At 73.7% G+C, this 24,256-nt stretch carries 16 protein-coding genes, 1 tRNA gene and 19 pseudogenes; 17 read left to right on the top strand and 19 right to left on the bottom strand.

Features of this window, described 5'->3' with window-relative positions; all coding sequences use genetic code 11:
• Positions 1–849 precede the first annotated feature (849 nt).
• The 4 genes and pseudogenes from UK94_RS00645 to UK94_RS35610 all read right to left on the bottom strand — a co-directional run.
• Positions 850–921: transfer RNA gene (locus tag UK94_RS00645), tRNA-Val, on the bottom strand.
• 183 nt (positions 922–1,104) lie between these two features.
• Positions 1,105–1,285 (bottom strand): annotated as a pseudogene (locus tag UK94_RS35620) (redoxin domain-containing protein); the annotation flags it as partial.
• Between the two features lies 1 nt (position 1,286).
• Positions 1,287–1,367: pseudogene (locus UK94_RS35615) on the bottom strand (peroxiredoxin); the annotation flags it as partial.
• Position 1,368: 1 nt separating this feature from the next.
• The coding region (locus UK94_RS35610; protein ID WP_235486004.1) for a redoxin domain-containing protein at positions 1,369–1,563 on the bottom strand (195 nt) is incomplete at its 3' end.
• An 867-nt stretch (positions 1,564–2,430) separates the two neighbouring features.
• Between UK94_RS35610 and UK94_RS35605 the strand changes: the two genes are divergently transcribed.
• The gene (locus tag UK94_RS35605; protein WP_268761176.1) at positions 2,431–2,817 is read left to right on the top strand and encodes a DUF4234 domain-containing protein; all 387 of its coding nucleotides are present in this window, start codon (positions 2,431–2,433) and stop codon (positions 2,815–2,817) included.
• 161 nt (positions 2,818–2,978) lie between these two features.
• On the opposite strand, the pseudogene UK94_RS35600 reads toward UK94_RS35605, so the two are convergent.
• From UK94_RS35600 to UK94_RS00620, 4 genes and pseudogenes are all read right to left on the bottom strand, one after another.
• Positions 2,979–3,171: pseudogene (locus UK94_RS35600) on the bottom strand (DUF3052 family protein); the annotation flags it as partial.
• Positions 3,172–3,197: 26 nt separating this feature from the next.
• The coding region (locus UK94_RS35590; RefSeq protein ID WP_235486003.1) for a DUF3052 family protein at positions 3,198–3,416 on the bottom strand (219 nt) is incomplete at its 3' end.
• A 241-nt stretch (positions 3,417–3,657) separates the two neighbouring features.
• Positions 3,658–3,777: pseudogene (locus tag UK94_RS35585) on the bottom strand (YjbQ family protein); the annotation flags it as partial.
• Between the two features lies 1 nt (position 3,778).
• On the bottom strand, positions 3,779–4,062 hold a 284-nt coding region (locus UK94_RS00620), incomplete at its 3' end, for a YjbQ family protein (RefSeq protein ID WP_235486000.1).
• A gap of 429 nt (positions 4,063–4,491) precedes the next feature.
• Between UK94_RS00620 and UK94_RS35580 the strand changes: the two are divergent.
• From UK94_RS35580 to UK94_RS00600, 9 genes and pseudogenes are all read left to right on the top strand, one after another.
• Positions 4,492–4,729 (top strand): annotated as a pseudogene (locus UK94_RS35580) (hypothetical protein); the annotation flags it as partial.
• Position 4,730: 1 nt separating this feature from the next.
• Positions 4,731–5,140 (top strand): annotated as a pseudogene (locus UK94_RS35575) (pyruvate dehydrogenase (acetyl-transferring), homodimeric type); the annotation flags it as partial.
• A 1-nt stretch (position 5,141) separates the two neighbouring features.
• Positions 5,142–5,416, top strand: a pseudogene (locus tag UK94_RS35570) (hypothetical protein); the annotation flags it as partial.
• A gap of 1 nt (position 5,417) precedes the next feature.
• A pseudogene (locus UK94_RS35565) lies at positions 5,418–5,469 on the top strand (hypothetical protein); the annotation flags it as partial.
• Between the two features lies 1 nt (position 5,470).
• Positions 5,471–5,635, top strand: a pseudogene (locus tag UK94_RS35560) (hypothetical protein); the annotation flags it as partial.
• 1 nt (position 5,636) lies between these two features.
• Positions 5,637–6,174, top strand: a pseudogene (locus UK94_RS35555) (pyruvate dehydrogenase (acetyl-transferring), homodimeric type); the annotation flags it as partial.
• A 1-nt stretch (position 6,175) separates the two neighbouring features.
• Positions 6,176–6,255 (top strand): annotated as a pseudogene (locus tag UK94_RS35550) (hypothetical protein); the annotation flags it as partial.
• A 1-nt stretch (position 6,256) separates the two neighbouring features.
• Positions 6,257–7,230, top strand: a pseudogene (locus UK94_RS35545) (pyruvate dehydrogenase (acetyl-transferring), homodimeric type); the annotation flags it as partial.
• Positions 7,231–8,314: 1,084 nt separating this feature from the next.
• Positions 8,315–9,151: a hypothetical protein gene (locus tag UK94_RS00600; protein ID WP_011606163.1), complete on the top strand. Its 837-nt coding sequence runs from the start codon at positions 8,315–8,317 to the stop codon at positions 9,149–9,151.
• A gap of 77 nt (positions 9,152–9,228) precedes the next feature.
• Here UK94_RS00600 and UK94_RS00595 read toward each other — a convergent pair whose 3' ends face one another.
• Both UK94_RS00595 and UK94_RS72480 read right to left on the bottom strand, forming a co-directional pair.
• A complete protein-coding gene (locus UK94_RS00595) occupies positions 9,229–10,737 on the bottom strand; it encodes a bifunctional phosphatase PAP2/diacylglycerol kinase family protein (RefSeq protein ID WP_011606164.1) in 1,509 nt (502 codons plus the stop codon).
• Between the two features lie 331 nt (positions 10,738–11,068).
• Positions 11,069–11,372: DUF5999 family protein (locus UK94_RS72480; RefSeq protein ID WP_268761158.1), on the bottom strand; the 304-nt coding region annotated here is incomplete at its 3' end.
• A 433-nt stretch (positions 11,373–11,805) separates the two neighbouring features.
• Here UK94_RS72480 and UK94_RS35535 point away from each other — a divergent pair.
• The 3 pseudogenes from UK94_RS35535 to UK94_RS35515 form a co-directional block, all read left to right on the top strand.
• A pseudogene (locus UK94_RS35535) lies at positions 11,806–12,345 on the top strand (glycosyltransferase family 2 protein); the annotation flags it as partial.
• 1 nt (position 12,346) lies between these two features.
• Positions 12,347–12,993, top strand: a pseudogene (locus UK94_RS35530) (glycosyltransferase family 2 protein); the annotation flags it as partial.
• A gap of 838 nt (positions 12,994–13,831) precedes the next feature.
• Positions 13,832–14,084 (top strand): annotated as a pseudogene (locus UK94_RS35515) (hypothetical protein); the annotation flags it as partial.
• Positions 14,085–15,476: 1,392 nt separating this feature from the next.
• On the opposite strand, the gene UK94_RS00575 reads toward UK94_RS35515, so the two are convergent.
• Entirely contained in the window at positions 15,477–15,899 is a 423-nt protein-coding gene (locus UK94_RS00575; protein ID WP_041939626.1) for a CoA-binding protein, read from the bottom strand.
• Positions 15,900–16,020: 121 nt separating this feature from the next.
• Here UK94_RS00575 and UK94_RS00570 point away from each other — a divergent pair.
• Positions 16,021–16,698, top strand: a pseudogene (locus UK94_RS00570) (HAD family phosphatase); the annotation flags it as partial.
• Positions 16,699–16,834: 136 nt separating this feature from the next.
• The gene (locus tag UK94_RS00565; RefSeq protein WP_011606170.1) at positions 16,835–17,152 is read left to right on the top strand and encodes a cytotoxic translational repressor of toxin-antitoxin stability system; all 318 of its coding nucleotides are present in this window, start codon (positions 16,835–16,837) and stop codon (positions 17,150–17,152) included.
• A gap of 113 nt (positions 17,153–17,265) precedes the next feature.
• On the opposite strand, the gene UK94_RS00560 is transcribed toward UK94_RS00565, so the two are convergent.
• The 8 genes and pseudogenes from UK94_RS00560 to UK94_RS35480 all read right to left on the bottom strand — a co-directional run.
• Positions 17,266–17,769: a DUF1990 domain-containing protein gene (locus UK94_RS00560; protein WP_268761175.1), complete on the bottom strand. Its 504-nt coding sequence runs from the start codon at positions 17,767–17,769 to the stop codon at positions 17,266–17,268.
• Positions 17,770–17,904: 135 nt separating this feature from the next.
• Positions 17,905–18,129: pseudogene (locus tag UK94_RS35505) on the bottom strand (TerD family protein); the annotation flags it as partial.
• A 5-nt stretch (positions 18,130–18,134) separates the two neighbouring features.
• Positions 18,135–18,486, bottom strand: a 352-nt coding sequence (locus UK94_RS35500) for a TerD family protein (protein WP_235485998.1), incomplete at its 3' end; no start/stop codon positions are given.
• 182 nt (positions 18,487–18,668) lie between these two features.
• Entirely contained in the window at positions 18,669–19,265 is a 597-nt protein-coding gene (locus UK94_RS35495; protein WP_235486142.1) for an MBL fold metallo-hydrolase, read from the bottom strand.
• A gap of 13 nt (positions 19,266–19,278) precedes the next feature.
• Positions 19,279–19,571 (bottom strand): MBL fold metallo-hydrolase (locus tag UK94_RS35490; protein WP_268761174.1); only part of this gene is annotated, 293 nt, incomplete at its 3' end.
• A 271-nt stretch (positions 19,572–19,842) separates the two neighbouring features.
• Positions 19,843–20,050, bottom strand: a pseudogene (locus UK94_RS72475) (PaaI family thioesterase); the annotation flags it as partial.
• A 1-nt stretch (position 20,051) separates the two neighbouring features.
• The coding region (locus tag UK94_RS35485; RefSeq protein WP_313949435.1) for a hotdog domain-containing protein at positions 20,052–20,194 on the bottom strand (143 nt) is incomplete at its 3' end.
• A gap of 9 nt (positions 20,195–20,203) precedes the next feature.
• Positions 20,204–20,638, bottom strand: a pseudogene (locus UK94_RS35480) (PaaI family thioesterase); the annotation flags it as partial.
• Positions 20,639–21,300: 662 nt separating this feature from the next.
• Here UK94_RS35480 and UK94_RS00540 point away from each other — a divergent pair.
• Positions 21,301–22,890: a hypothetical protein gene (locus UK94_RS00540; protein WP_011606177.1), complete on the top strand. Its 1,590-nt coding sequence runs from the start codon at positions 21,301–21,303 to the stop codon at positions 22,888–22,890.
• Entirely contained in the window at positions 22,887–23,882 is a 996-nt protein-coding gene (locus UK94_RS00535) for a hypothetical protein (protein ID WP_055748258.1), read from the top strand. The genes UK94_RS00540 and UK94_RS00535 overlap by 4 nt, the downstream gene beginning before the upstream one ends.
• The last annotated feature ends 374 nt before the right edge of the window (positions 23,883–24,256 follow it).

Raw genomic sequence — 24,256 nt, 5'->3', positions numbered from 1 at the left:
CGTGCTACCCATCTGGAAGATGAAGACCGCGTGGGGATGGCCCTGGCCGTCGAGGGTGAGCGTGCCGGCGATGCCGAGCGAAGAGGCCGAGCGGTAGACGCCCGGGGCGAGGGTCAGGCCACCGAGGTCGCCGGAGACGACGGCGGTAGGGGTGCGCGCCGCGGCGTCGTTGTACGCGGTGTTCAGATCGGCCTGCGCCTGGGTGGCGACCGGATCGCCGCCGTGCATCATCCCGTCCAGGGTGCCTGGGGGGAACCCGGTCACCGCGGTGCCTGGACTCACGCCCAGGTCGCCGATGATGTGGCTGGCACCGGAGTTGGTGACCGTTGCCGCGGCGAGCACCGCGAAGTTCTCGACCGAGCCGATGTCGACCGGTGCTGGCCGTTCGATACGCGCGGCCTGCACCCGGGGCTGGCCGCCGACGACCAGCGCGCCGGCGGCGGCCATGAGCGCGATGCTGACGACCGTCCGGGTCAGTCTGCGGCGACCGGAGATCGCCTCGCTCACCGGCGAGCATTCCGGCTCCGACCTCGCCGACCAGCCAGCCTGGTCACCGTGCGGCGGTGATCGCGAGTCCCACTGTCCGCCGCACCGTGCACGCAGGTCTTCACAGCCCGGCAATGTAGTCCGCGCGGCCCCCGTGNCGACGGATACGGGCACCCCTGAGTGAGCCGCCGCGCCTCGAATCGCCATGGATGCGACGAACCCCGCGCCGCATGCCGACGCGCGACACCCCGCCCGAGCACCCCGGCTGCCGCCGTGGGGGGTTTGGGGGGCTCGGCCCCCCAGCAGACATCGCGGCCCCCGGCGAGCCTGATCAAGGATCAGCGAGCATGCGGAGCCGACGCGTGGGCGCGGCAGGGATCGAACCTGCGACCACTCGCTTGTAAGGCGAGCGCTCTCCCGCTGAGCTACGCGCCCGGGAGACCTGAAGGACGAAGCTGACTAAGACTACGCATGCGGCGACGCCCCGTGGAACGATCGGGCGCCAGTTCGGCGGAGGGTGACCGGCCGGTCGAGCGCCGACGCGCCCGGGGGACCGTCGGCAACGGGANCCGGCCCCACGACCACCCAGGTACGCGGGCCGGCTCCCGTAGGGAGATCCTAGAGGGCGGCGAGGGCCTTGAGGTACTCGGCCTGATCGCGGGCGTCGGGGATGTTGTTGACAACCTTCCAGCGCACGACGCCCTCCTTGTCGATCACGAAGGTGCCACGCACGGAGATGCCGCGCTCCTCGTTGAAGATGCCGTACGCCTTCGCGACCTCGCCGTGCGGCCAGAAGTCGNCGAGCAGCGGGAACTCGTAGCCCTGCTGCTCGGCCCAGACCTTGTGGGCGAACGGCGAGTCGACGGAGACCGCGAGCACCTNCACGTTGTCGTTCTGGAACGAGCCGAGGTCGTCGCGGACCGAGCACAGCTCGCCCTGGCAGACGCCGGTGAAGGTCAGCGGGTAGAACAGCAGGACGACGTTCCGCTTGCCGCGGAACTCCGACAGGGTGATGACCTCGTTGTTCTGGTCCTTCAGCGAGAAGTCCGGGGCGACGGAGCCAACCTCGACGGTCACGGGCGCTTCCTCTCCACGACGATGGGGCTGCACGAATGACGCTGATCGCAGACGACACGATCACGATGACCGAGCATCGAGGACGATGCGCGGGCCGATCCGGAGGATCACCACAGATCGAATGATCGCAACGGCGGGTGGGAACCGAAGCGGACCGGCGAGGGCTCCCACCGGTTCAGGCGCCCCCGCGGATCGGTCCGCCGTCCCAGAAGCCAGCATGCCAGTTCCGACCGCGAGGAAACCGGCCGGCCAGCCGCGGATGGCCCACACCGAGGCCCGCCGAGCCGCCCCGCTCGCCGCACCGGCCGCCCGGGCGTCGACCGCGACCTGCGAGGACACGGTCGACGGCCGGCCCACGCCGAGGAGGAAGGTCCCCCCGGCCGACCGACGTCGATCCATCTGCTTCGGGCCGCCGCTCGGCCACCGCCTAGACGAAGGTTCACCCGCATTCGATCCCGGCGGAAGGTATCTTTCGCGCTCCCGGGGCACTGATGCGGCGAGTGTTCGCGTTTCCTACGTCAGACTGGCCTAGNCTGGCCGATCGACACGGGAGCCATCGGCCGGACATGCGCGTAACACGGTGCGTGCTCCGCGTGCGCCACAGGTATGGACACCGATGAGGGCAGGACCACCTTGACCAATCAGAGTGNGACCCCGCACGGTTACCCCGAACCGCACGGCTACCCCGCGCAGGAACCCCACCCGATCGACGGTCCGGGCACCTCGACCGGCGGCTTCCCGATCTACGCCTTCCGCGAGTCNCTGCCCGGCCCCGAGCCCGAGCAAGGCTACCCCGCGACCCCGGACTACGGCCTGCCCGGCCCGGACGGGNGGCCCGGCATCCCGGACTCCTTCGGCGGGGCGGGGGTGCTCGGCAAACACCGCAACCCCTTCGCCGTCTGGCTGGGTCTGCCCCTGATCACCCTTGGGGTCTACTACTTCGTGTGGGTTTACAGGACGAACCGGGAGCTGGGTGAGTACGACCGGCGTATCCAGGTCAACCCGGCCCTGTCCCTGCTGGCGTTCCTCGTCGGATGGCTGGTCCTGGTGCCGCCGTTCGTCGCCGCCTGGCGGCTGGGCACCCGCACGCGCACGGCCCAGCATGCCGCCGGGGTGCCGGAGACGAACCCGGTGCTCGCGTTCGTGCTGTTCCTGATCGGCTTCGGGCCGCTGTTCCTCCAGCTCGAACTCAATCGGCTCTGGGACCGCTACCCGGGGGCCGTCGAGGGCCAGCAGGTGCCGCTGTACCGGTGAGNCCGCGAGGGGGAGAGGGGCGGGGCCCGGCTGGCCCGGTTCGGTTCCCTCAGGTTCCCCTGGGGCCGCGCGCGGGCGGCGCAGGTCCCGACCCGGCCCGGACGCGGGCATGACTCGACGGCGCCCGGCCCCACGGGCCGCCGGACGCCCGCGCGCCGGCCTCAGCGGTGCCGCACGCGCTGCGACTTCGGCGCCGCCAGCCGCTGGCCCGACCACTCCTGCGCGACGCTCAGCGTGCTGGTCTGCACCAGACCCGCGGTGGGCACCGCGTCCAGCACGTCGCTCGGCGCGACGTGGCCGTCCCGTCCGGCCTTGGGGGTGAGCAACCAGATCACCCCCTCGTCGGACAGCTGGNGGCGCGCGTCGATCAGCGCGTTGGNCAGATCCCCGTCGTCCTCCCGCCACCACAGCAGGACGATGTCGACGACGTCGTCGGAGTCCTCGGGGACCAGCTCCGTCCCGCTGGCGCTGGTCACCGCGTCCAGCAGGTCCTGGGCGATGTCATCGTCCTCGTTGAGCGACTGCACCTGGGTCCCGGCGGAGACTCCCAGTCGCTCCGCCCGGCGCTGACCCTCGGCGTTCGCCGCGGTCGGACTCACCCTGCGCTACCTCCCGTTCGTGTGTGACGCTCCGCGAGAGCCGCGGAGACGCCCCGTGCGTGAGCGCACCGGCGCGATGGGGTCCATCACCCGGTGCGTCTCGACCTAGTCCACCGGACCGCCCGGTGACTGCGCAAGTGCCACGCCGTCGGTTGTGGACCGATGACGGCGTGGTCGACGTGCGGCGACTCCCCGCCGGTACCCGCAACGGGCCTCGATCATTCCCTCGCCGGACGCTCGATCATCCCGTCAGCAGGGACAGCCGGACCGTTCGGTCGGGGTTGTCCACGTTGAGATCGACCAGCGCGATCGACTGCCAGGTGCCGAGCGCGAGCCGACCATCGAGCACCGGGACCGTCAGNGTCGGCGGGATGAACGCCGGCATGACGTGGGATCGGCCGTGGCCGGGCGAGCCGTGCGCGTGGCGCCACCGGCCGTCGGCGGGCAGCAGCTCGGCGAGCGCCGCGAGCAGGTCGGGGTCGCTGCCGGAGCCCAGCTCGAGGATGGCCAGCCCGGCGGTGGCATGCGGCACGAACACCGACAGCAGGCCATCACCGGAATCAGTGACGAACTCCACTGCGTCGGGGGTGAGGTCGACCACACGCTCCTGGCGGCCGGTGTGCACGGACAGCGTCGTGGTCTTCATCCGGGTGTCCATCAGGGTGATTGTCTACCAGGCGGGGGCCGTTCACCGGCTGCGGCGCGGACGACATGTCGACAACGCCACGCGTATCGCCCGATTCTCTACTCGAAAGTAACCAAGGCGTGCGTGACGAGGTCGCGCGAACGGAGCACGATGGGACCAAGGCGTGTTCGCCCGCCGGGTCCCGCCTCGGCCGATGGGAGTCGGTCGATCACCCGCAGCGGCACGCCGGAGGAGAAGGTGACGAGCGGCCAGGACGCGGCGATGCATCGATCATGCGGGTTCCCGCATCCCCGTGCACGTGAAGTGACACATGGGCCGGCGGACGCACGAGGAGGATCTTCTCGAGCGNCACCGGCGGCCCCGGAAGCTTGAGGAGCAGGAGAAGGNGTGGCGCAGGACACAACCCGGAAGTTCTCGGTCATCACCGANGGGCTGCCGAGTCAGCTGCCGGACATCGACCCCTCGGAGACCAACGAGTGGCTGGAGTCACTCGACGCGGTCATTGAGGAGTCCGGCCGCGGCCGGGCCCGCTTCCTCATGCTGAAGCTCCTCGAACGAGCCCGTGAGAAGGCGGTCGGCGTTCCCGGCCTGACCAGCACGGACTACATCAACACGATCCCGCCGGAGCGCGAGCCCTGGTTCCCCGGCGACGAACATGTCGAGCGCCNCATCCGGGCGTATATCCGGTGGAACGCGGCCATCATGGTCAGCCGCGCGAACCGGCCCGAGTTCAACGTCGGCGGCCACATCGCCACCTACGCGTCGAGCGCGAGCCTGTACGAGGTCGGATTCAACCATTTCTTCCGCGGCAAGGACCACCTGAGCTCCTCCCCGGGAAGCGACTCGGGTGACCAGATCTTCATCCAGGGGCACGCCTCGCCGGGCATCTACGCCCGCGCGTTCCTGGAAGGCCGGTTGACGGAGTCCCAGCTCGACGCCTTCCGTCGGGAAAGCGAGTCGGGCGGGCTGTCGTCCTACCCGCACCCGCGGCTCATGCCCGACTTCTGGGAGTTCCCCACCGTGTCGATGGGCCTCGGCCCGATCGACGCCATCTATCAGGCACGCTTCAACCGTTACCNGCTCAACCGCCAGATCAAGGACACCTCGAACAGCAGGGTGTGGGCGTTCCTCGGCGACGGCGAGATGGACGAGCCGGAGTCGATCGGGGCGCTCGGCGTCGCCGCCCGCGAGGAGCTCGACAATCTGATCTTCGTGGTGAACTGCAACCTGCAGCGCCTCGACGGCCCGGTCCGCGGCAACGGCAAGATCATGCAGGAGCTGGAGTCGCTGTTCCGCGGCGCCGGCTGGAATGTGATCAAGGTTGTCTGGGGTCGCGACTGGGACCCGCTGCTGGNCAAGGACACCGACGGCACCCTCGTCCACCGGATGAACACCACCCCGGACGGGNAGTTCCAGACCTACACGACGTCCTCGGGCGAGTACATCCGCGAGCACTTCTTCGGCGCGGACGCCCGGCTGCGCCGCATGGTCGCCGACCTCGCCGACGACGACCTGCGCAAGCTCTCCCGTGGCGGCCACGACTACCGCAAGCTCTACGCGGCCTACAAGGCGGNCACCGAGCACACCGGTCAGCCCACGGTCATCCTCGCCCACACCATCAAGGGCTGGACGCTGGGCAAGGACTTCGAGGCCCGCAACGCCACCCACCAGATGAAGAAGCTGACCAAGGCGGAGCTCAAGGAGTTCCGCGACCGGCTCTACCTGGAGATCCCGGACTCGGCGCTGGCCGGGGACCTGCCCCCCTACTACCACCCGGGGCCGGACTCCGAGGAGATCCAGTACATGCGGGAGCGCCGGGCCTCGCTCGGCGGGTCGATGCCGCGGCGCGTCGTGCGGGCCAAGCCGCTCCCCCAGCCGCCCGCGAAGATCTTCGACGAGCTGCGCAAGGGCTCGGGCAAGCAGCCCGTCGCCACGACCATGGCGTTCGTCCGGCTGCTCAAGGACCTCATGAAGACCAAGGAGATGGGCGCACGGTTCGTGCCGGTCATCCCCGACGAGGCCCGCACCTTCGGCATGGACGCCATGTTCCCGACGGCGAAGATCTACTCGCCGCACGGGCAGCGTTACGAGGCCGTCGACCGCGAGCTGCTGNTGTCCTACCAGGAGTCCGAGTCCGGCCAGATGCTGCACGAGGGCATCAGCGAGGCCGGCTCGATGGGCTCGGTGATCGCCNCCGCGACCTCGTACTCCACCCACGCGCAGTACATGATCCCGGTCTACGTCTTCTACTCGATGTTCGGGTTCCAGCGCACCGGTGACCAGATGTGGGCGCTCGGCGACCAGCTCGGCCGCGGCTTCCTGCTCGGCGCCACCGCCGGGCGGACCACGCTCAACGGCGAGGGCCTGCAGCACCAGGACGGCCACTCGCTGCTGCTCGCCTCGACCAACCCGGCCTGCGTCGCCTACGACCCGGCCTTCGCGTTCGAGGTCTCGCACATCGTCCGCGACGCCCTGGACCGGATGTACGGCGAGCGTGACGAGAACGTCTTCTACTACCTCACCGTCTACAACGAGCCCGTTCCGCAGCCGGCCGAGCCGGCCGGCCTCGACCCGGCGCAGATCATCGCGGGCATGTACCGGTTCCGGCCGGCCGAGGAGCTCGTCGGCGGCCTGCCCAGCGGCGGCGCCGAGGGTGGCTCGGGGCCGCGGGCGCAGTTGCTGGCCAGCGGCACGTCCATCCACTGGGCGCTCACCGCGCAGGAGATCCTCGCCGCCGACTTCGGCGTCGCCGCCGACGTGTGGTCGGTGACCTCGTGGAACGAGCTGCGCCGGGAGGCCCTCGACTGCGAGCGGGCCAACCTGCTCAACCCCGAGGCCGACGACGCCGTGCCGTACGTGAGCCGCATCCTCGACGGCGCCCCCGGCCCCGTCGTGGCGGTCTCCGACTGGATGCGCGCGGTGCCCGACCAGATCTCCCGCTGGGTGCCGCAGGCGTTCACCTCGCTCGGCACCGACGGCTACGGGCGCTCCGACACCCGGCTGGCGCTGCGCCGGCACTTCAAGGTCGACGCCGAGTCGGTCGTCGTCGCCGCCCTGGAGTCCCTGGTCCGGGCCGGCGAGGTCAAGGCCAGCCTGGTCGAGGACGCGATCCGCCGCTTCGGCCTGCGCGACGACGACGACGCCGTCGGCGGCACCGACGCCGGCTGAGCCACCCGCCCGGCCGGGCCAGCACGCCGAGCCGGGCCAGCACGCCGGGCCGGGCCAGCACGCCGGGCTGAGTGACCACGCCCGGCTGGGCCACCACGCCGGCCGGCCTGCGGGCCGACCGACCCATGGCGGGCCCGGGGTGGACGACCTGACCAGGCCGTCCACCCCGGGCCCGCCGGTCTTTCCGCGGCCGGGGCGACGCCCGGTCCCACCCCTCGGGGGGAGGCGACGGCGGCGGCGCCGGCCGGCCCGGCACCCCCGGTCCACCCCGGCAGGGGTGCCACCATCGGAGGGTCGCGACGCGGCGCGCCACCCCCGGTCCCACCCCCGCGCGGAGGCACCCCCTGCCGGCGCCGGCCATCATCACCCGCCGGTGCCGGCACTCCCGGGGAAAACGCCGCCCAAGCGGGCCCCGGCCCAGCCGGAGGCCGCCGGCCGGGCCGATACCGGCCCGGCCGTGGTGTCACGAGCCTCACCCCGGCCGGGCGCGGCGGCGGCGCGCCGGTGCGCACCGGCGTCGGTGTCGCCCTGCGTGACCAGGGTGGCCGACACCGACGTGCCAGACCGCCTCCGGCAGCCATGCCGATCCGTCCTGGGCCCGCACTGGCACGGCCGTGCCACCACCGTCATGCCCCGCCTAAAGGCACAACGAGTTCCACATCGGGGCCNCAAACACTAGTCTCACGGAGGTGACATCGGGAGATCGGCGACGCGGCGTACCACGCCGCGGACCCCACGCAGGCGGNACTCCCCGCGTACGCCGCCCCGCGCAGCTACGGTGTCGGAGAGCGACGAGATGTGGCCTGCCTGGTACGCGAGACCATGAAGTGATCAGGTACGGTCGCCGCATCCGCCGCGCCGCCCATGATCCGGCCGGTGACGGGACGTCCGGCCGGTTCACCCGCACGGATTCGGACGACGGCTGCCCGGCGCAGGCCGCGACGGTCGAGGAGGACGAGGTGAACGGTGTCACGACGACCCCCACACTCGCGGTGGCACCATCCGCGCCGTGGCCGGGNAGGCTCGCGGTGACCCCGCGGCGATCCGTGTGCGCCGGGGCCCCCACCAGCGGCGGGCGGGCGGCATGATCCTGCGAGCCCGCCGCATCGAACGGCTGGAGGAGCATCCCAACCTGCGAGGGATCCTCGGGATCCTCGCCCAGCTCGTGCACACCACCGACGCCGAGCTCGGCTCGCTCGCCGCGGCCTGGCGCAACTCCGGCTACCTGGCCGCCGCCCGGGACAAGGCGCTGGCGCCCGACTCGCCGCTGATCGTCGAGGTGCTGGCCGCGTTCGACGCTCTGAGCGCCATCTACGCCGACGACCTCGCCGGCGCCGACTACGTCACCGTCGAGCCGTCGGTCGCGGCCACCGCGCTGCGCGCGATGCGCGACGCCGTCGCCGCCTCCTACGCGCGGCCCATCCTCGGCCGCGCCGAGTACGCCGCGCTCATGCGGCCCTGGCGCGCGGTGTACCCGCGGGCGCGCTCGCACGAGCCCGACCTCGGCCCGGCCGCCGCGGACGTCAAGCGGGTCCTCGCCGCGCTGCCGGTCCTCGCCGGCCGCTGCCACGACCCGGACAGCCTGGAGGTCTTCGACGGGCTGCTGGTCAGCGCCCTGACCCGGGACGACTCCGCCCACCAGCAGGCCATGGACGCCGCGTTCGCGAGCGCCGTGGTGACCGGTCGCCGACGGGTGTGGACGCTGGTGCGCCGCAGTGCCGCCGAGGGGTTCTGGCGGCTGTGCCCGGACTGCCGCGGCAAGCGCGCCGCCACCGACTCCAGCGAGGACCACCGGGTCATGGAGCTGTGCGCCGACCTGGCCTGCGCGCTGCTCGTCGAGGACCTCCTCGACTCCTCCCAGTTCACGCAGCTCACCCGCCCGCTGCACACGCTCATCCCGCTCCAGCACCGCGGCGGCTGAACGCCCGCGCCCGCGGCGGCCAGCGCCGGGCCTGCGGACGCCCGGGGCGCCGGCCGCCGGCCGCCGGGCGTCGCGGCTCAGCTGTCGCCGGGGCGGCGCGGGCGGTAGACGATCAGCCGGGCACCGCTCGGAGTGATCACGATCCGCTCGACCCCCTCGGTGACCTCGCCGTCACACGCGAAGGGCAGCGGCCCGGGCTGGCGGGAGGAGATCAGCACCCGCTCCACCGTGCGCTGCTCGTACACCCGGCTGCGGCCGAGCCGGCCGGTGAGGACCGCCCCCACCAGCCGCAGCCGGGCCAGCGGCGCCGACGCGTCGACGATCCGCAGGTCAAGCAGGCTCTCGTCGAGCCGGTTGCGGTAGGTCGGGGCGAAGCCGTCGGGGCGGTACACCCCGTTGCCGACGAAGATCAGCCAGACCCGACGGGGCTCGGAGTCGATCTCCACCTCGAACGGCGGCTCGTGGCGCAGGATCCAGCAGAGCGCAATGATCATCGCGGGCCACTTGCCGATGCGCCGCTCGAACTTCTCCCGCACGGCCACCATGTCGGGATAGCCGCCGAGGCTGGCGGTGTTCACGAAGATCCGGGAGAACCGGTCGAACACCGCGGAGATGCCGTCGGCCCGACCGAGGTCGACGGCGACCGCCGCTCCCTCACGGATCGCCTGCACCGAGTCCCCGGCGCCGACCAGGCCCAGGTCGGCGGCGAAGTGGTTGAGCGTGCCCGCCGGGAAGACCGCCAGCGGCATGCCGCGGGCCAGCGCCACCTGCGCGGCCGCGTTGATGCTTCCGTCGCCGCCGGCGATGCCCAGCACCCTCGACGACGACGCGGCGCCGGCCAGCGCGGCGGCCATGTCGTCGGCCGGTCCGACCTCGACGACCTCCGCCCGGGGCAGGTCGGCGCGCAGCACGGCGAGCAGATCGGCGTGGTTGCCCTGGCCGGAACGCGCGTTGACGACGACGGTGAGGCCGTCACCCTCGGGCAGCGCCGGCGCCCAGGCCGACGCCGGGCTCGCCCGCGCCGGCACCCAGGGCCGCCGCGGCATCACCTTCGTGGTCAGCAGGCCCGCGCCGACGCCCAGCAGGATCCCCGCGGCCACGTCCCCGGGGTAGTGCACCCCGACGTAGACGCGGGAGAACGCCACGGTGGCGGCGAGGGCGGCCACCGGCACCGCCACCCCGGGGGCGTCGAGGGCGACCCCGGTCGCGAAGGCGGCGGCGGAGGCCGCGTGCCCGGACGGGAACGAAAAGGTCGTCAGGTCGCGGGAGAGCCGGCGTAGCGGCGGGATGCCGTGCGTCGGCGGGCGGTCGCGGCGGAACACCAGCTTGGCCGGCCCGTTGGCCAGGACGCTGGCGACGCCGAGCCCGATCAGGCCCCGGGCCGCAGCCGGGCGGCGGCGCCCCTTGCTGGCCCCCAGCGCCCCCGCCACACCCCACCACAGCAGACCGTGGTCGGCGGCATGCGACAGCCGCGGCAGGACCGGGTCGAGCAGCGGGCGCCCGCCGGCGAGCGCGGTGAACAGGGAGCGGTCCGCCCGGGTGAACGCCTGCACGAAGCTGCGGCCGAGGGCGATGTCGCGGCGCATGAGCAGGCGCGCCCGGCGCCCGACCGGACTCGCGGCCGACGGCAGGCCGCCGCCCGACCCGCGGGACACCTCCGCCCGCCACCGGTCGGCCAGGCCGGTCCCCCGCGCCACTCCGACAATCCCCCGCACAGACCCGCCCGCCGATCTCGCCGTCACGCCGGCACCGTACCCGCCCAGGGGGTCGCCGGATCAATCTGGACGAAACCTCACAGCCGCGGGCCACGACGCCCCGCCGGCGGCCGGCCGGTCAGACCCGGCGGGACGTGCCGCTCAGCCGCTCAGGCCGGCCGGTCAGACCCGGACGGTCAGACCCGGACGGGAGCCTGGCTCNCCCGCCGGGGCGCCGGGGGCCGCGGGGCGCAGGCCGCCCGCGGCAGGGCACGCCGCGGTTCGACCGTGCGACCGGTCGGCAGGATCTCCCCGGTGTCGTCGAACAGGATCACCCCGTTGCACAACAGGCTCCAGCCCTGGTCCCAGTGCTGGCTGGTCACCCGCGCGGCGTCCCGGTCGGCACCGTCCGCCGCGGGGCAGGGCGGGGAGTGCGGACAGCCGCGCCGCGGTGGAGGAAATGCGCGGGGGGCCGCGGAGGCGGCGGGATCGGTCGGGTCGTCGGTCGGCGCGTTGGGCGTCGGCACCTCGTCTGAAACGCGAACAGCTTGCACGGGCACCAGACGTTACGCCTCCCCGTAAGAAGCGTCACACCGAGGCGCGTGCGGAGGGCCCGGCGTGTCTGCCGCGCCACAGCGCGGGCCGGTCACAGACCGCGCACCGATCGGTCCTGACCAGGGCAGCAGGCGCAGGGTGCTCCATGGCAACCCGTTCGGACAGACCGTGATGTGTCCGCAGAGGGACACCGGTAATCCGACCATCCGAGCAGATCGGTAGGTTACGGGGCTGNGGGCGAGCGATCCGCGGCACCGGCCGCCAGAATGACTCGCGTCGGTCTGCTGATGCGTCCACCTGCACGATTGGCCGCCGGCACACCGGCGACCGGTCAGGGGAATCCCGTCACGGACGGCCACCGGTGGACGGTCGCGGGCACGCCCGGCCATGGAGGGGGTACGGACGATGGAGGGTGCCACGGGCACCGGCGCCGACACCGTCGGGGAGACTCCCGCCACCGGCGGGGCAACCCGTTCGCGCGGGCAGGCGTTCGAGGTCTCGGTCGTCATGCCGTGCCTCAACGAGGAGGACTCCGTCGGCGTGTGCGTGCGCAAGGCCCTCGCCGGGCTGGCCGCCGCGGGCGCCGTCGGCGAGGTCGTCGTTGTCGACAACGGCTCGACGGACAGGTCGGCCGAGCTCGCCGAGGAGGCGGGCGCCCGGGTCGTGCACGAGACGCGGCGCGGCTACGGCAACGCCTACCTGGCCGGCTTCGCCGCCGCCAGGGGGCGGCTGATCGTGATGGGCGACGCGGACGACTCCTACGACTTCTCCGACCTCACCGCTCTGCTCGCCCCGCTGCGCGCCGGTCGGGCGGACTACGTGCTCGGTTCCCGCTTCGCCGGGAAGATCCTGCCCGGCGCCATGCCCTGGCTGCACCGCTACGTCGGCAACCCGGTGCTCACCGGCATCCTCAACCGCCTGTTCGACGTGCGCTCCTCCGACGCCNACTCGGGGATGCGCGCGTTCAGCCGCGAGGCGTACCTGCGGATGCGGCTGCGCTGCGAGGGGATGGAGCTGGCCAGCGAGCTGGTCATCGCCGCCGGGCGGGCCGGGCTGCGCATCGAGGAGGTGCCGATCACCTACCACCCGCGGGTGGGTGACTCCAAGCTGCACTCCCTGCGCGACGGCTGGCGCCACCTGCGGTTCATGCTGCTGCTCGCGCCGCGGTACCTGTTCGTCCTGCCGGGTCTGGTGCTGCTGGCGCTCGGGCTCGTCGGCCAGGCGGTCCTGCTCCCCGGCTCCCTGGACGTCGGCTTCCACCGCCTGGACCTGCACTTCTCGATCCTGTTCGCGCTGCTGGCGCTGCTCGGCTGGCAGCTGGTGCTGCTCGGCGTCTGCGCGGACGTCCACAACCACGCGGTCGGCTGGCAGGAGCGCCGCCGCTGGCCGCTGCCGCTGGTCCACCGGGTGTTCACCCTCGAACGCGGCCTGGCGGTCGGGGCCGGACTGTTCACGGTCGGGTTCGTCGTCGACGTCGTGGTGCTCGTGCGCTGGCTCGCGAACGACCTCGGTCCCCTGAACGAGATGCGCCCGGCCCTGCTCGCGATGACCCTGATGGTGCTCGGCGCCCAGACCGCGTTCGGCTCGTTCTTCNTGCGCCTGCTGACCGCGGGGCCCAGCGGCGGCCACCAGCGCGCCGCCGCCCGCCCGGCGATGCGGGCACCCGGTGATCCGCCCGGCGGAGCGCCGCTGGTCGGCATGCACTACGAGACGCAGGAACACCCGGCCGAGGCCGTCGGGTTCTGAGAACGGCGGACATCGACGATGGTCGTCCTGGGCAGGCACCAGTTCCCGCCGCCTCTTCCAGCGCATCCTGATCGGGACGGTGGCTCCCCGCCCCGGCCCCCGGTCAGCATGGCGGCGACGGCGGCTGCCGCCGACCCCGAAGGCCCTCCCTACCCCGCCTACCCCGACGAGCCGGACCCTCTCGGCGAACCGGGCCGGTGGGACGAACCCGAGCGTCGAGACGGCGACGGGAACGGCGATGACGGCGGCAGCGGCGACGACGGCAGCGACGACGGCGACGGCAGCGACGGCGACGGCGGCGGCAGCGATGACGCCGGTGGCGCTCCGCACGATGCCGGCAACGCGCAGCGCGCCGCGCGGGTCCCGGTGTCGCCCGACGCCCCGGTCCTGCTGGGCGCCGACGCGGGCGGTGCGGACCGGCCACCGCCGCACCGCGACCGCCGGCCGCTGCGCCATCTGCCGTTCGCGATCCTGCTCGCCGCGGGCGTGGCGCTGCGGGCCGTCACCGCCTACGCCTACCGGCCGGCGTTCGAGTTCTACGGCGACTCCTACGCCTATCTGCGCCTGTCGACGTTGAAGGCCCCCGACCCGATGCGGCCGGCGGGCTACCCGGCGTTCCTGCGGCTGCTGTCGTTCACCGACAGCCNCTGGTGGGTCACCGTCGTCCAGCACGCGGCGGGGCTGNCGCTGGGCGTGGCCCTCTACGTCCTGCTGGTGCACCGCCGGGTCGCGGCGCCGATCGCGGCGCTCGCCGCGGCGCCGGTCCTGCTCGACGCCTACGAGCTGGTCATCGAGCACTACGTGATGGCCGAGACGCTGTTCGCGGTGCTGCTGGTCGCCGCGATCGTCGCCCTGACCTGGTCGCCCCGCCCGTCGGTGTGGGCGTGCGGGCTGGCCGGGCTGCTGCTTGCCGGCGCGGGCCTGGTCCGCACGATCGGNGTGGCCCTCGCCGTGCTGGTCGTCGGCTACCTGGTGCTGCGCCGGGTCGGCTGGCTTCGCTTCGCGACCTTCGTCGTCGCCCTGGCCGTGCCGCTCGCCGGCTACGCCACCTGGTTCCACTCCAGCCATGGGAAGTACGCACTCACCGGCGGCGACGCGGTGTGGATGTACGGCCGGGTGGCACCGATCGCCGACTGCGACCGGCTGCACCTGAGCCGCCCCCAGCTCGTGCTGTGCTCCCCCCATCCCGTCGCCCAGCGGCCGGACCCCAGCTACTACGTGTGGAGCGTCAACAGCCCGTCCCGGCGGCTGCACGTGCCCGCCGACGAGCGCGACGCGCTGCTGCGCGACTTCACCCACCAGGTCATCCGCTACCAGCCCGGCGACTACGCCCGGATGGTCGGCGGGGAGCTCGTCCACTACTTCCGCCCCGGCCGGCCGATCGGGCACCGCGACTGGCCCGACGCGACCTGGCGCTTCCCCACCGGGAACGAGCCCCGCTTCCTGCACAACGGCGAGCCGCTGCTGGGCCTGCACGGCGACACCCCGAAACGCGAGGTCCACGCGTCGACGGCCGGCTTCCTGCGCGGATACCAGCGGTACGGCTTCACGCCCGGGCCGGTGCTGGCCGGGATGCTGCTGCTCGCCGTCGTCGCGATCGCGGTGCCGGCCCGGCGCCGCGCCCCGCGCCTGGGCGTGCGCGGCGCCCGGGCCCGCCGACGCTGGCACGACCAGACGGTCGAGCACCGGCGGCTGCGCGCCGACACGGCCCTGCTGGCGGCCGCCGGCGTCATGATCCTCCTGGTGCCGGCGGCCACGGTCTGCTTCGACTACCGCTATCTGCTGCCCGTGCTCGTCCTGATCCCGCCCGCCGCGGCGCTGGCGACCCNCCGGCTCACCCTGGTCCGCCGTTCCCGCCGGGCACCGGACGAGATCACCCGCACCTCCCTGTGGGCCCCCGCGGTGCCCGAACCCGGCCCCGGCGGCACTGGGCCGGTCGAGGCCCTGGGCGAGGGCTCCGTCGAGAGCCTGGGCGAGGGCTCCGTCGAGAGCCTGGGCGAGGGCCCGGTCGAGAGCCTGGGCGAGGGCCCCGTCGAGAGCCTGGGTGAGGGCCCGGTCGAGAGGCTGGGTGACGGCCCGGTCGGCGCGACGGCCGGCGGCCCGGCCCGGCCCGGCGCGGATCCGGGCGTCCCCGGCGGCTCCCCCTCGACCCGCGCACCGGTCCACCGCCACCGCCGACGCTGAACCCGGGTGAGGCCGGCTGTGGTGCGTTCAGCACGGTTGCGAGCCGCAGACCGTGCAGAACGCACCGCAGGAACACCGGGCACCGCAGGAACACCGGGCACCCCAAGCCGGACGGTCCGGGCGGCTGGGCCGGTCAGCGGGGCCGGTCAGCGGGTCCAGCCGAGGCCGAGGCGGGGGGCCTCCATCGCCGGGCAGGTGTCCATCACGACGTCCAGGCCGGCCTCGGCGGCGCGGACCGCGGCCGCGTCGTCGCGGACGCCGAGCTGCAGCCAGACGCCCCCCGCGCCGATCTTCACCGCCTCGTCGACCACCGGCCCGGCAAGCTCCGAGCGGACGAACAGGTCGACGACGTCGACGGCGAACGGGATCTCGCTCAGCGTCGCGTATCCCCGCTCCCCCGCGACCGTCGGCGCCGACGGATGGACCGGCACCACCCGCTTGCCGTTGCGACGCAGATAGTCCGCGATGCCGTAGGCGGTGCGGCGGGTGTCGTTGGACAGCCCGACGACCGCCCATACCTCGGTGTCGGCGAGCAGATGACGGATCGTGTCGTCGTCTCCGTAGCGCATGCTCGGTGTCAACAGCGGCGACGGTCCGTGTCATCCGGACGGGTAAGGACGAGCGGGCGGGTGGGATCGGGGATGGCCCCCGGGTATCGTCGGCCTCCGGCACCGTCGACCAGACCGGGGGATGTCAAGGTGGCTGCGATGGCTCCGACGGACTGCGATGGGTGAGGTCGCGGCGGTCGTGTTCGACCTCGACGGCGTCCTGATCGATTCCGAGCAGGTGTGGGACGACGTCCGGCGCGTCTACGTGGCCGAGCGGGGCGGGCGCTGGGCGGCGGACAGCACCAGCCGGATGATGGGGATGAGCACGACCGAATGGTCGGGTTACCTGGCCGAGCTCGGGGTGCCCGGCTCGCCGGAGGACATCGCCGCGGAGGTCCTGCGGCGCGTCGCCGACCGCTACGGCTCGGCTCCGCCGCTGCTGCCCGGCGCGGTGGACGCCGTGCGCGCCCTCGCGGCGCTGCACCCGCTGGGCCTGGCCAGCTCCTCCGCCCGGATGCTCATCGACCTGGTCCTCGCGCACACGGGCCTGGCCGGCCATTTCGCCGCCGTCGTGTCGTCCGAGGAGGTCGCCCGCGGCAAGCCCGCGCCGGACGTGTACCTCGAGGCCGCCCGCCGCCTCGGCGTGCCCGCGGCCGACTGCGTCGCGGTGGAGGACTCCACGAACGGGCTGCGTGCCGCCGCGGCCGCCGGGATGGCGGTGGTCGCCGTGCCGAACCCGCACTTCCCACCCGACGGCGACGCCCTGCGCCTGGCCTCGGCCCGGGTGGCCACCACCGCGGAGCTGACCCCCACCGTCGTGNAGGCCGCCGCCGACACGAAGCGGGGGCCGCGGGACGGGCGGCCGCATAGGATCACCGTGTGAACAACGCGGAAGTCGTCCCCTCCCGCCCGGGCCGGCTCCGGCCACGCTCGGGCGGCGGGATGGGTGGCCGGCGGTGAGCGACAAGCACGAGGTCACCCTCTCCGCCTCGGCCGAGCGGGACCTGGCCAAGCTCGCCGAGCTCACCCGCGGCGAGGTCCGCCGGTTCCTCGACGGGAAGCTGCGCGACGACCCGCGCAAGGCCGGCACCCCGATCCCGGGCGAGCAGGTCGGCATGCACGAGGCCAGTGGCCGGACCTGGCGGATCCTCTACCGGATCGACGCGAACACCCAGACGGTGCGGGTCATGGTCGTCGCGCCGCGCGGCTCGCGTACCCGCATCGTGCCCACGATCGGCACCTCGAGCCCCGCCACCGGCTGGCGCCGCATCTGATCTGCGTCACTCCCGCCAGCCGCCGCCGGCACGGGGGACAAGGCCGGCGGATCGGGGGGTCGGGGGGAAGCGAGATCGTTGATGTGGTGGTGTGAGCGATCGAGCTGCTCGGCTCAGCGCTCCGCAAGGCCCGTCGCGTCTCGTACCACACGGGCGTAACGACTGGTCATCATGTCCTGCACTCGTCGGCCCGCAGGTCCGGCCAACAGCGGCAGGAGTCCGTTGGGGCGGCTGAAGGCTGTGATGCCCAGCCAGACGGCGTTGCCGGCGTCGCGCTCGACGACGAAGGCCTCCTCGCCGACCTCCGGATGGTCAGGCAGGGTCCCGTAGGCGAAACCGCGGCGGTCGTCCTCGTCGAGCACCCACACCACCCGGCAGGCAGCCAGCACGCCGACCCGTCCCCAGCCCGCGCACATCACCACGGTCGCGCCGACGTCCGCCCCGGAAGCAGTCGCCACCAGCCTGAGGCCGGCGTGCCGATGCATCCGCCAGCTCATGATCACCGCGGCGGCGGCGTCGAGCACGGGCCGTCCGTGGCCCAGCAACAGGCGACGCCGCAGATGCCGATAGCCGGCCGGCAGGCTTCCTGCCGTCGCCCCACGCTCAGGGTAGGTCAGCTCCGCCTCCCCNCAGCGGGCCAACTCGCGCTCCAACCGTCCCGCGACGATCAGGCGCGTCCTCACAGGATCGCCGACCGGCAACGGATCCGGGAAGGAGGAGGTCGCTCAGCAGAGCGAGGACACAATGGGAGGTCAGGAGACGTTGACGCCGAAGTCCAGGGCGATTCCGCGCAGCCCGGAGGCGTAGCCCTGGCCGACGGCGCGGAACTTCCACTCGCCGCCGTAGCGGTACAGCTCACCGAAGATCATCGCGGTCTCGGTGGAGGCGTCCTCGGTGAGGTCGTAGCGGGCGACCTCGGCACCGGTCGTGGCGTCGGTGACCCGGATGAAGGCGTCACGGATCTGGCCGAAGGTCTGNCGGNGGGCATCCGCATCGTAGATCGACACCGCGAACACGACCTTCGCCGCCTGTGGGGTCAACGTCCGCAGGTCGACGTTGATCTGTTCGTCGTCACCGCCACCGCCGCCGACCAGGTTGTCGCCGAGGTGGGTGACCCCGCCGTCGGGGCTGACGAGGTTGTTGAAGAAGACGAAGTAGCTGTCGGAGAGCACCCGGCCGGCCTCGTTGACGACGATCGCGCTCGCGTCGAGGTCATAGTCGGCGCCGCTGGTCTGCCGCACCTTCCAGCCCAGCCCGATGGTCACGGCCGTGAGGTTGGGAGCGACCTTGCTCAGCGAGACATTTCCGCCCTTGGACAGCGACACGGACGTCATGACCCACACCTTATTACCACCGAGGAGCGGCCCAGGCAGGTGCGGCCCGAAATCCCCGCCTCCGCCGGAGTCGAGGGGCGACAGCCACCTCCGCCGACGTCCGCTGACCTCCGGCGACGTCCGCAGACGTCCGCAGACGTCCGCAGACGTCCGCGGTCGGGTGCCGTCGGCCGCGGCGGTGCCTACGCGTCGGCGAGCCGCCAGCGGGCGGGTTCGCCGTCGTCGACGCGGGCGGCGCCGGTCGCCACCAGGGCGGCGAGGCAGCCGAAGGTGTCGGTGACGGCGTTCTGGAGCCCCACGCCGCGCAGGTTGCGAAACGGGCGATGCCAGGTCACGTGGTCGGCGATCTCCCAGACGGTGCTCGCACCGGCCCGCAGGCCCGCGAGTACCTCGGCGAGCCGGCCCTGGTGCACCGCGTCGATCTCGGCGAGGCGGTGTTCCAGGCCGGTGAACCGGTGCTCGTGCGCCGGCAGTACCTCCGCGGCGTCCAGCCCGCGCAGCCGGGCGAGCGCGCGCAGGTGGTCACCGAGCGGGTCGGGATGGGACTCGTCGGGCTCGGGGGTACCGACCACGGTCGACGGCAGCACGTGGTCGCCGGAGAGCAGCAGCCGGTTGGCCGGCTCCCAGAAGCACAGGTGTCCCGGCGAATGGCCGGGGGTCCACAGCGCGCGCAACTCCCACCCGGGGATGTCCGGTCGTCCACCGTCCTCGATCAGGACGTCCGGGCGCGGAATCCGGCGCACTGCCGCCTGGGTGCCCTTGACCAGGTGCTCGGTCATCTCGGCCGGGGCNCCGGCGCGGGCCATCAGCCCCGGGATCCGCGTGGCGAAGCCGTTCTCGAACTGGCTCAGGATCGCGTTGTCCAGCGGGTGCAGCGACACCCAGGCACCGGACGCTTCCCGGATCCGCCCCGCCATCCCGAAGTGATCGAGATGGGCGTGGGTGACGACGACGCCCTGGACCTCGGCGACCGAGGTCCCGACCGTGTCCAGTCCGGCCGCCAGGGCCGCGAAGGCGTCGTCGGAGTCCCAGCCGGCGTCGATCAGGTAGGGGCCGTCTGCGGTCTCGAACACGTAGACGGTCACATGGGCCGGCTTCGCCCAGGGCAGCGGGAGCGGGATGCTCCACAGCCCCGGCCGGACCTGTTCCACCGGCGGCAGCGGGCGGCGCCAGCGCACGGGCCGGGTGCCGGCGTCGCGCTGAACGGGTGCCGAGGGACGCCGTCCGACGTCGGGCGTGGTCACGCGGCCGGCATGGTCGTGCGTCGGCCTGTGGTCATGCGTCGGCCTGTGGTCATGGTCGTCGTTCCTCCGCAGGGTCAGGTGGTCGACGGCGAGGTCGGGGGGACGGCGAGTNCCGGGACCGCGGCGGGCATACCGGGGGTGTCCGGCGTACCGGGGGTGTCGCGGGCCGGGCCGCCGAACGCGCCGAACAGTCGGGCGGCCTGGTCCGGACGGGGCACGACGAAGACGCCGACGCCCTCGACCAGGGGCCGGTCGGGCTCGGACTCCAGCGCGATCGTGCCGGCCGCGGTGATCTTCCGGTCGGCGACCTCGACGACCCGNCCGACGACGAGCAGCGGCGCCAGCAGCGGGATCGGCCCGCGGTAGCGGGTGGACAGGGAGACGGTCAGGCCGGACCGGCCACTCGCGCTGACGACGTCGCCCAGGACCTGGTCGAGCAGCAGGGCGCTCACCCCGCCGTGCACGTAGCCGCNCGGCCCCTGATAGGGCAGGCCGAGGGTGGCACGGCCGGTGAGGACGCCGTCCACCAGCGTGGTCTCGAGCCAGGGCGCGATCGGGTTGGCCCGCCCGATGACCGGGTTGTACAGCCACAGCTTCGCGGCCGGGTCGTCCAGTGGCGCGGGGTCACCGACGTCGCGCTGGTCGGCGGTCAGCGCGGGCAGACACTCGGTGATGCGGGCGGCGACGTCGAGCAGGGTCGCGGTCGACGCCAGCGTGCGCACGGAGGCGTCGGTCAACGCGCGCAGGGCCGCGCCCAGCTGAGCGGCCGCCTCCCGCTGGGCCGCCAGGCCGTCCGCGGGCGGGGGCGTCGACGGCGCCGACTCCTCCCGGGCCGGCCGCGCCTGCGCGGCGGCGGCCTGGCGCGGCAACCCGAGCTCCTCCAGAGCAGCGTCCACGGCGTCGTCCACCCGTTTCCTCGGCGCCTGACGGCGCGTCTCGTCGGTCACCCCACGCCCGGGACGGCCGTACGCCGCCACCGCCAAGGCCGCGCCCACCCCACCCGCCGCGCCGCGGTTGGGGAGAAGGGAGAACGGGCACCGCCCGGCGCCCGGCCGGCCTGCGCCACCCCTCGTCGGATGTACGCGCTCCCCCGGTCGATTCCGCCCGCGCCGAACCTTCATCGTGGTGACACCTCGGCCACGCGGTGGAACCGAGTTGAGAATACCCCACCGGCCTGTTGACGGTCGCTCGACAGCACGCCCGGCTCACGTGGGGTGCGCCGCTCCCGCCCGCGTCCACAGGCTCCCGACCGCCCCCGCCCGGGCACCGAGAACCCAGGAAAGGCCTGCACTACCGGCACGTTGCTCCCACATGACACCGGCCGGCCGAGCCCACGTCCCGACCGGGGTGCGCTTCGTGAGCGAGATCACCCTGGATCTTCCGTGCCCGGCCGATCGTGCGCCCTCGACGTCACACCGGTCCACAGAGTGCACTGAAATGACGCCGCGCCGGAATCCCGCCGACGGTTGGCCACCTCGGCCTGCCACCCCGTTCCCCGTCGTGCCACCACCCGGGGGCCGCGGCCGGGCGGTGGGCTGCCCGATCCCCGCCACCCACTATCGTCGGAGCGATGATCCAGCCCGCGTCGACAACCGGTCCGGACCGGCTGCCCACCGCTGTCGGGCTCGTCGGCGACGTCGGGATGATCCGCCGGCTCAAGGCGCTGGCGCTGACCCAGCCGCTGCACGACCTCGACGTGCGCAAGGCGCACCTGGACGGCGCCGACTTCTCCGTCTACGCGATGGCGGAGCTCGGCCTGCACGCGATCGACCAGGTCACCGTGGCGATGGACTTCGACCGCGGCGCGGACCACGACCAGGTGCGCCGCCGCCTGGTCCCGCTCGCCGCCGCCCAGGCGCCCGGCCGCCCGGCCGCCGAGCACGACCGGGTGGCGTCCTGGGTGCTGCACAACCTCATCAACGTCGGCAACGTCAACCGGGGCTTCGAGGCGGGTTACGGCACCCTGCACGCCGACGGGCGCTACGAACGGCGCCGCTTCGACTTCAAGCTGCTCGTCGAGTTCGCCGATCCGCACGGGGAGATCTACCTGCGGGCCACCGACGAGGCGGTGACCGTCCTGGTCGGTGCGTTGGACACCGACATCACCTCGGCGCAGGTCGCCGCCGAGGTCGCCCTCGACACGCTCATCCGCCGCGGCCGGCTCGCCGACGCCCGCAGCGCGGCGGAGGCGGCCCGCTACCGCACCGTGCAGTACGCCGAGCAGCTCCGCCGCCACCTCGACGCGACGCGGCGCAACGTCCTGGCCGTCGACTGGCTGCACGCGATGCCGGCCCTCGTCGACGAGGCCCTGCAGCACGTCGAGCAGCGCTACCGGTACGAGAACGCCATCCTCACCCACATCCGCCGCTACCGCGACTCCGCCGACGACGCCGACCACAAACGCCAGGCCGCCGACCTGGTCGCCATCGTCGGGGACTGCATCCGTCGGCACACCCAGCTGCAGGCCCGACTGCTGGAGGCGGGTGCGGTGTTCCGCGCCGAGCAGGACCGCCAGCAGTTCACCGTCACCCCGGCGCGCGGTGGCGTCGACCTGCACGCGCAGCTGCTGGTCCCGACGCTGGCGCTGGCCGCCGGGGACGCACAGCGCCCGGCGGCGGCGTTCTTCCCCGGCGCGGTCGGCGTGCGCACGCCCCGGGCCCCCCGGGTCCTCGATCTGGTCGATCTGCTGCTGCGGCCGCCGGTGGAACGCGACACGCTCGGCGCGGAGGTGGTCGAGGCCGAGCTGGTGCCGCTGGCGGAGCCGGCGCGGTTCGACGACGAGACCTGGGCCCGCGCGCTCGGGCTGCTCGAACTCGACCCGGCGGCGCCGCGCCGGCTGTCCGCGCTGCTCGCCGACGCCCGCCGTGGGGGCGACCGGGAGGTCGCCGACCTCGTCGCGCTGCTTGCCCTGCATGCGGTCGGCCCCCGCGTCGACGCGTCCCGGCAGGCGGGCGAGACCACCCTCACGGTCGCCGTCGACGACGGCACGCCGCTGCACGATCCGGACTACGGCGGGGCCGACCTGCTCGTCGGTCGGGCCCGGATCGTCGCGGCGCCCAGTGCGGCGGAATCGTCGGACCCGGCTGGTATCACTGCAGTCCTGACGGATCTGCAGGATGCGGGCGGCGCGGCCGCGCCGGCGGGAAGGAGGTCGCGATGAGTCGGGAACCCGACCCGGGTGACGTCGACCTCAGCGACATCGACCTCAGCGACATCGACCTGGGCGACATCGACCTGGGCGACGGCGGCGACGGCGACCTCGGCGACGGCGACGGCGACGGCGACGCGAACGACAGGGGTCCGGTCGACGGCGCGCGGGAGGCCGGGCGGCAGCGCGCGGACGCCCGCGACGCCTCTCGGCTGGTGTCGTTCGGCCTGCGGCCCCGGCTGGTGCCGGCTCGCGACCCCGACTACCGCGACCTGGTCCGGCGGTACCTGCGGGAGGCGGAGTTCGCCGCGCTGACCCAGGCGATCGCCGCCGGCCTCGGGCTGGTCGTGCTCGACGTCTCCGAACGGGCGGGTCTGGTCCCGGCCGGCGCCGAGGACTCGGCCTTCGCCGTCCGGATCGGTGACTACGCGCGCCGCGCCGGCGGCGAGCACCGCGCGGCCGACCGGCTGCTGCACGCCCTCGCGCAGCTCGCCGTGGCCGCGCTGGCCTATCCGCGGCCGGCCGATCTCGCCGACGCCTCCTACGTCGGGCGGGTCAGCGTGCACGGCGTCGACGCGTTCGTCCGCGAAACCTGCCGGCTGCTGGGCGAACGCACCGCCGACGACGACCCGAGCGTCGATCCGCCGGTCGACGCGCCGCGGCTGGAGGCCGCCTGGCGCCTGTACGCCCGGCGCACCTCGACCGGCACCACCCGCGACGCGCGTCGCCTCGCCGGGTCGACGACGGGCATCATCGCCCGCGCGATGAACTTCCTCGCCGAATCGGGCTGTCTGGTTCCGGTCGGCGACGAGGCCGGCGGCACGTACCGGACCACGCCCCGGTACCAGGTCCAGGTCCGCGAGCTGGCCGCGGACGCGGCCTTCGAGGAGCTGCTTGCCCTCGGCGTGGTCACGGTCACCGACGGGGCCGGCAGCGTGCGGGTCCTCGTCGACGAGCCGGCCCTGCTCGAGACGACGCCGGCCGGAGAGGCCGCGGATGTATGAGTTGTCGCGGGTGCGGCTGCACTCGATCGGGCCGCCGGGCGCCCGTTTCGGCGACGTGCTGCTCGACTTCTCGGGCGTGGGCGCGCCGGTCGCCGGCCCGCNTCAGGACGGGCTGTTTCCCACCACGCCGCGTCAGCGCCGCGACGCGGCCGTCCCCGCGGGTCCCGCACTGTCCAGCGTGCCGTCCCCGGCGGCCCCGGTCGGCCCGGGCAGGACCATCGGCCCGGGCACGGCAACCGGGCTGGGCACGGCGACGGCGGGGACGGCAGCCGCGCCCAGCGCGCCGAGCCGGCCGCTGCGCCCCTCCCCCGCCTCGGTGCTGTTCCTGGAGAACGGCGGCGGCAAGAGCGTCCTGATCAAGCTGATCTTCTCGG

The organism is Frankia sp. AvcI1, assembly GCF_001420875.1.
Taxonomy (GTDB): domain Bacteria; phylum Actinomycetota; class Actinomycetes; order Frankiales; family Frankiaceae; genus Frankia; species Frankia alni.
Note: the sequence above shows the minus strand (reverse complement) of the source record. Positions and strands in the feature narration are given on the sequence as shown.

Excerpts from the sequence above, each read along its gene's own strand:
- UK94_RS00575 (WP_041939626.1), bottom strand. The coding sequence starts at position 15,899 with ATGCGCTACGGAGACGACGACACGATCCGTCATCTGCTCGCCGACACC.
- UK94_RS35495 (WP_235486142.1), bottom strand. The coding sequence starts at position 19,265 with ATGACCGAGCACCTGGTCAAGGGCACCCAGGCGGCAGTGCGCCGGATT.
- UK94_RS00535 (WP_055748258.1), top strand. The coding sequence starts at position 22,887 with ATGAGTCGGGAACCCGACCCGGGTGACGTCGACCTCAGCGACATCGAC.
- UK94_RS00600 (WP_011606163.1), top strand. The coding sequence starts at position 8,315 with ATGATCCTGCGAGCCCGCCGCATCGAACGGCTGGAGGAGCATCCCAAC.
- UK94_RS00595 (WP_011606164.1), bottom strand. The coding sequence starts at position 10,737 with ATGCGCCGCGACATCGCCCTCGGCCGCAGCTTCGTGCAGGCGTTCACC.
- UK94_RS00540 (WP_011606177.1), top strand. The coding sequence starts at position 21,301 with ATGATCCAGCCCGCGTCGACAACCGGTCCGGACCGGCTGCCCACCGCT.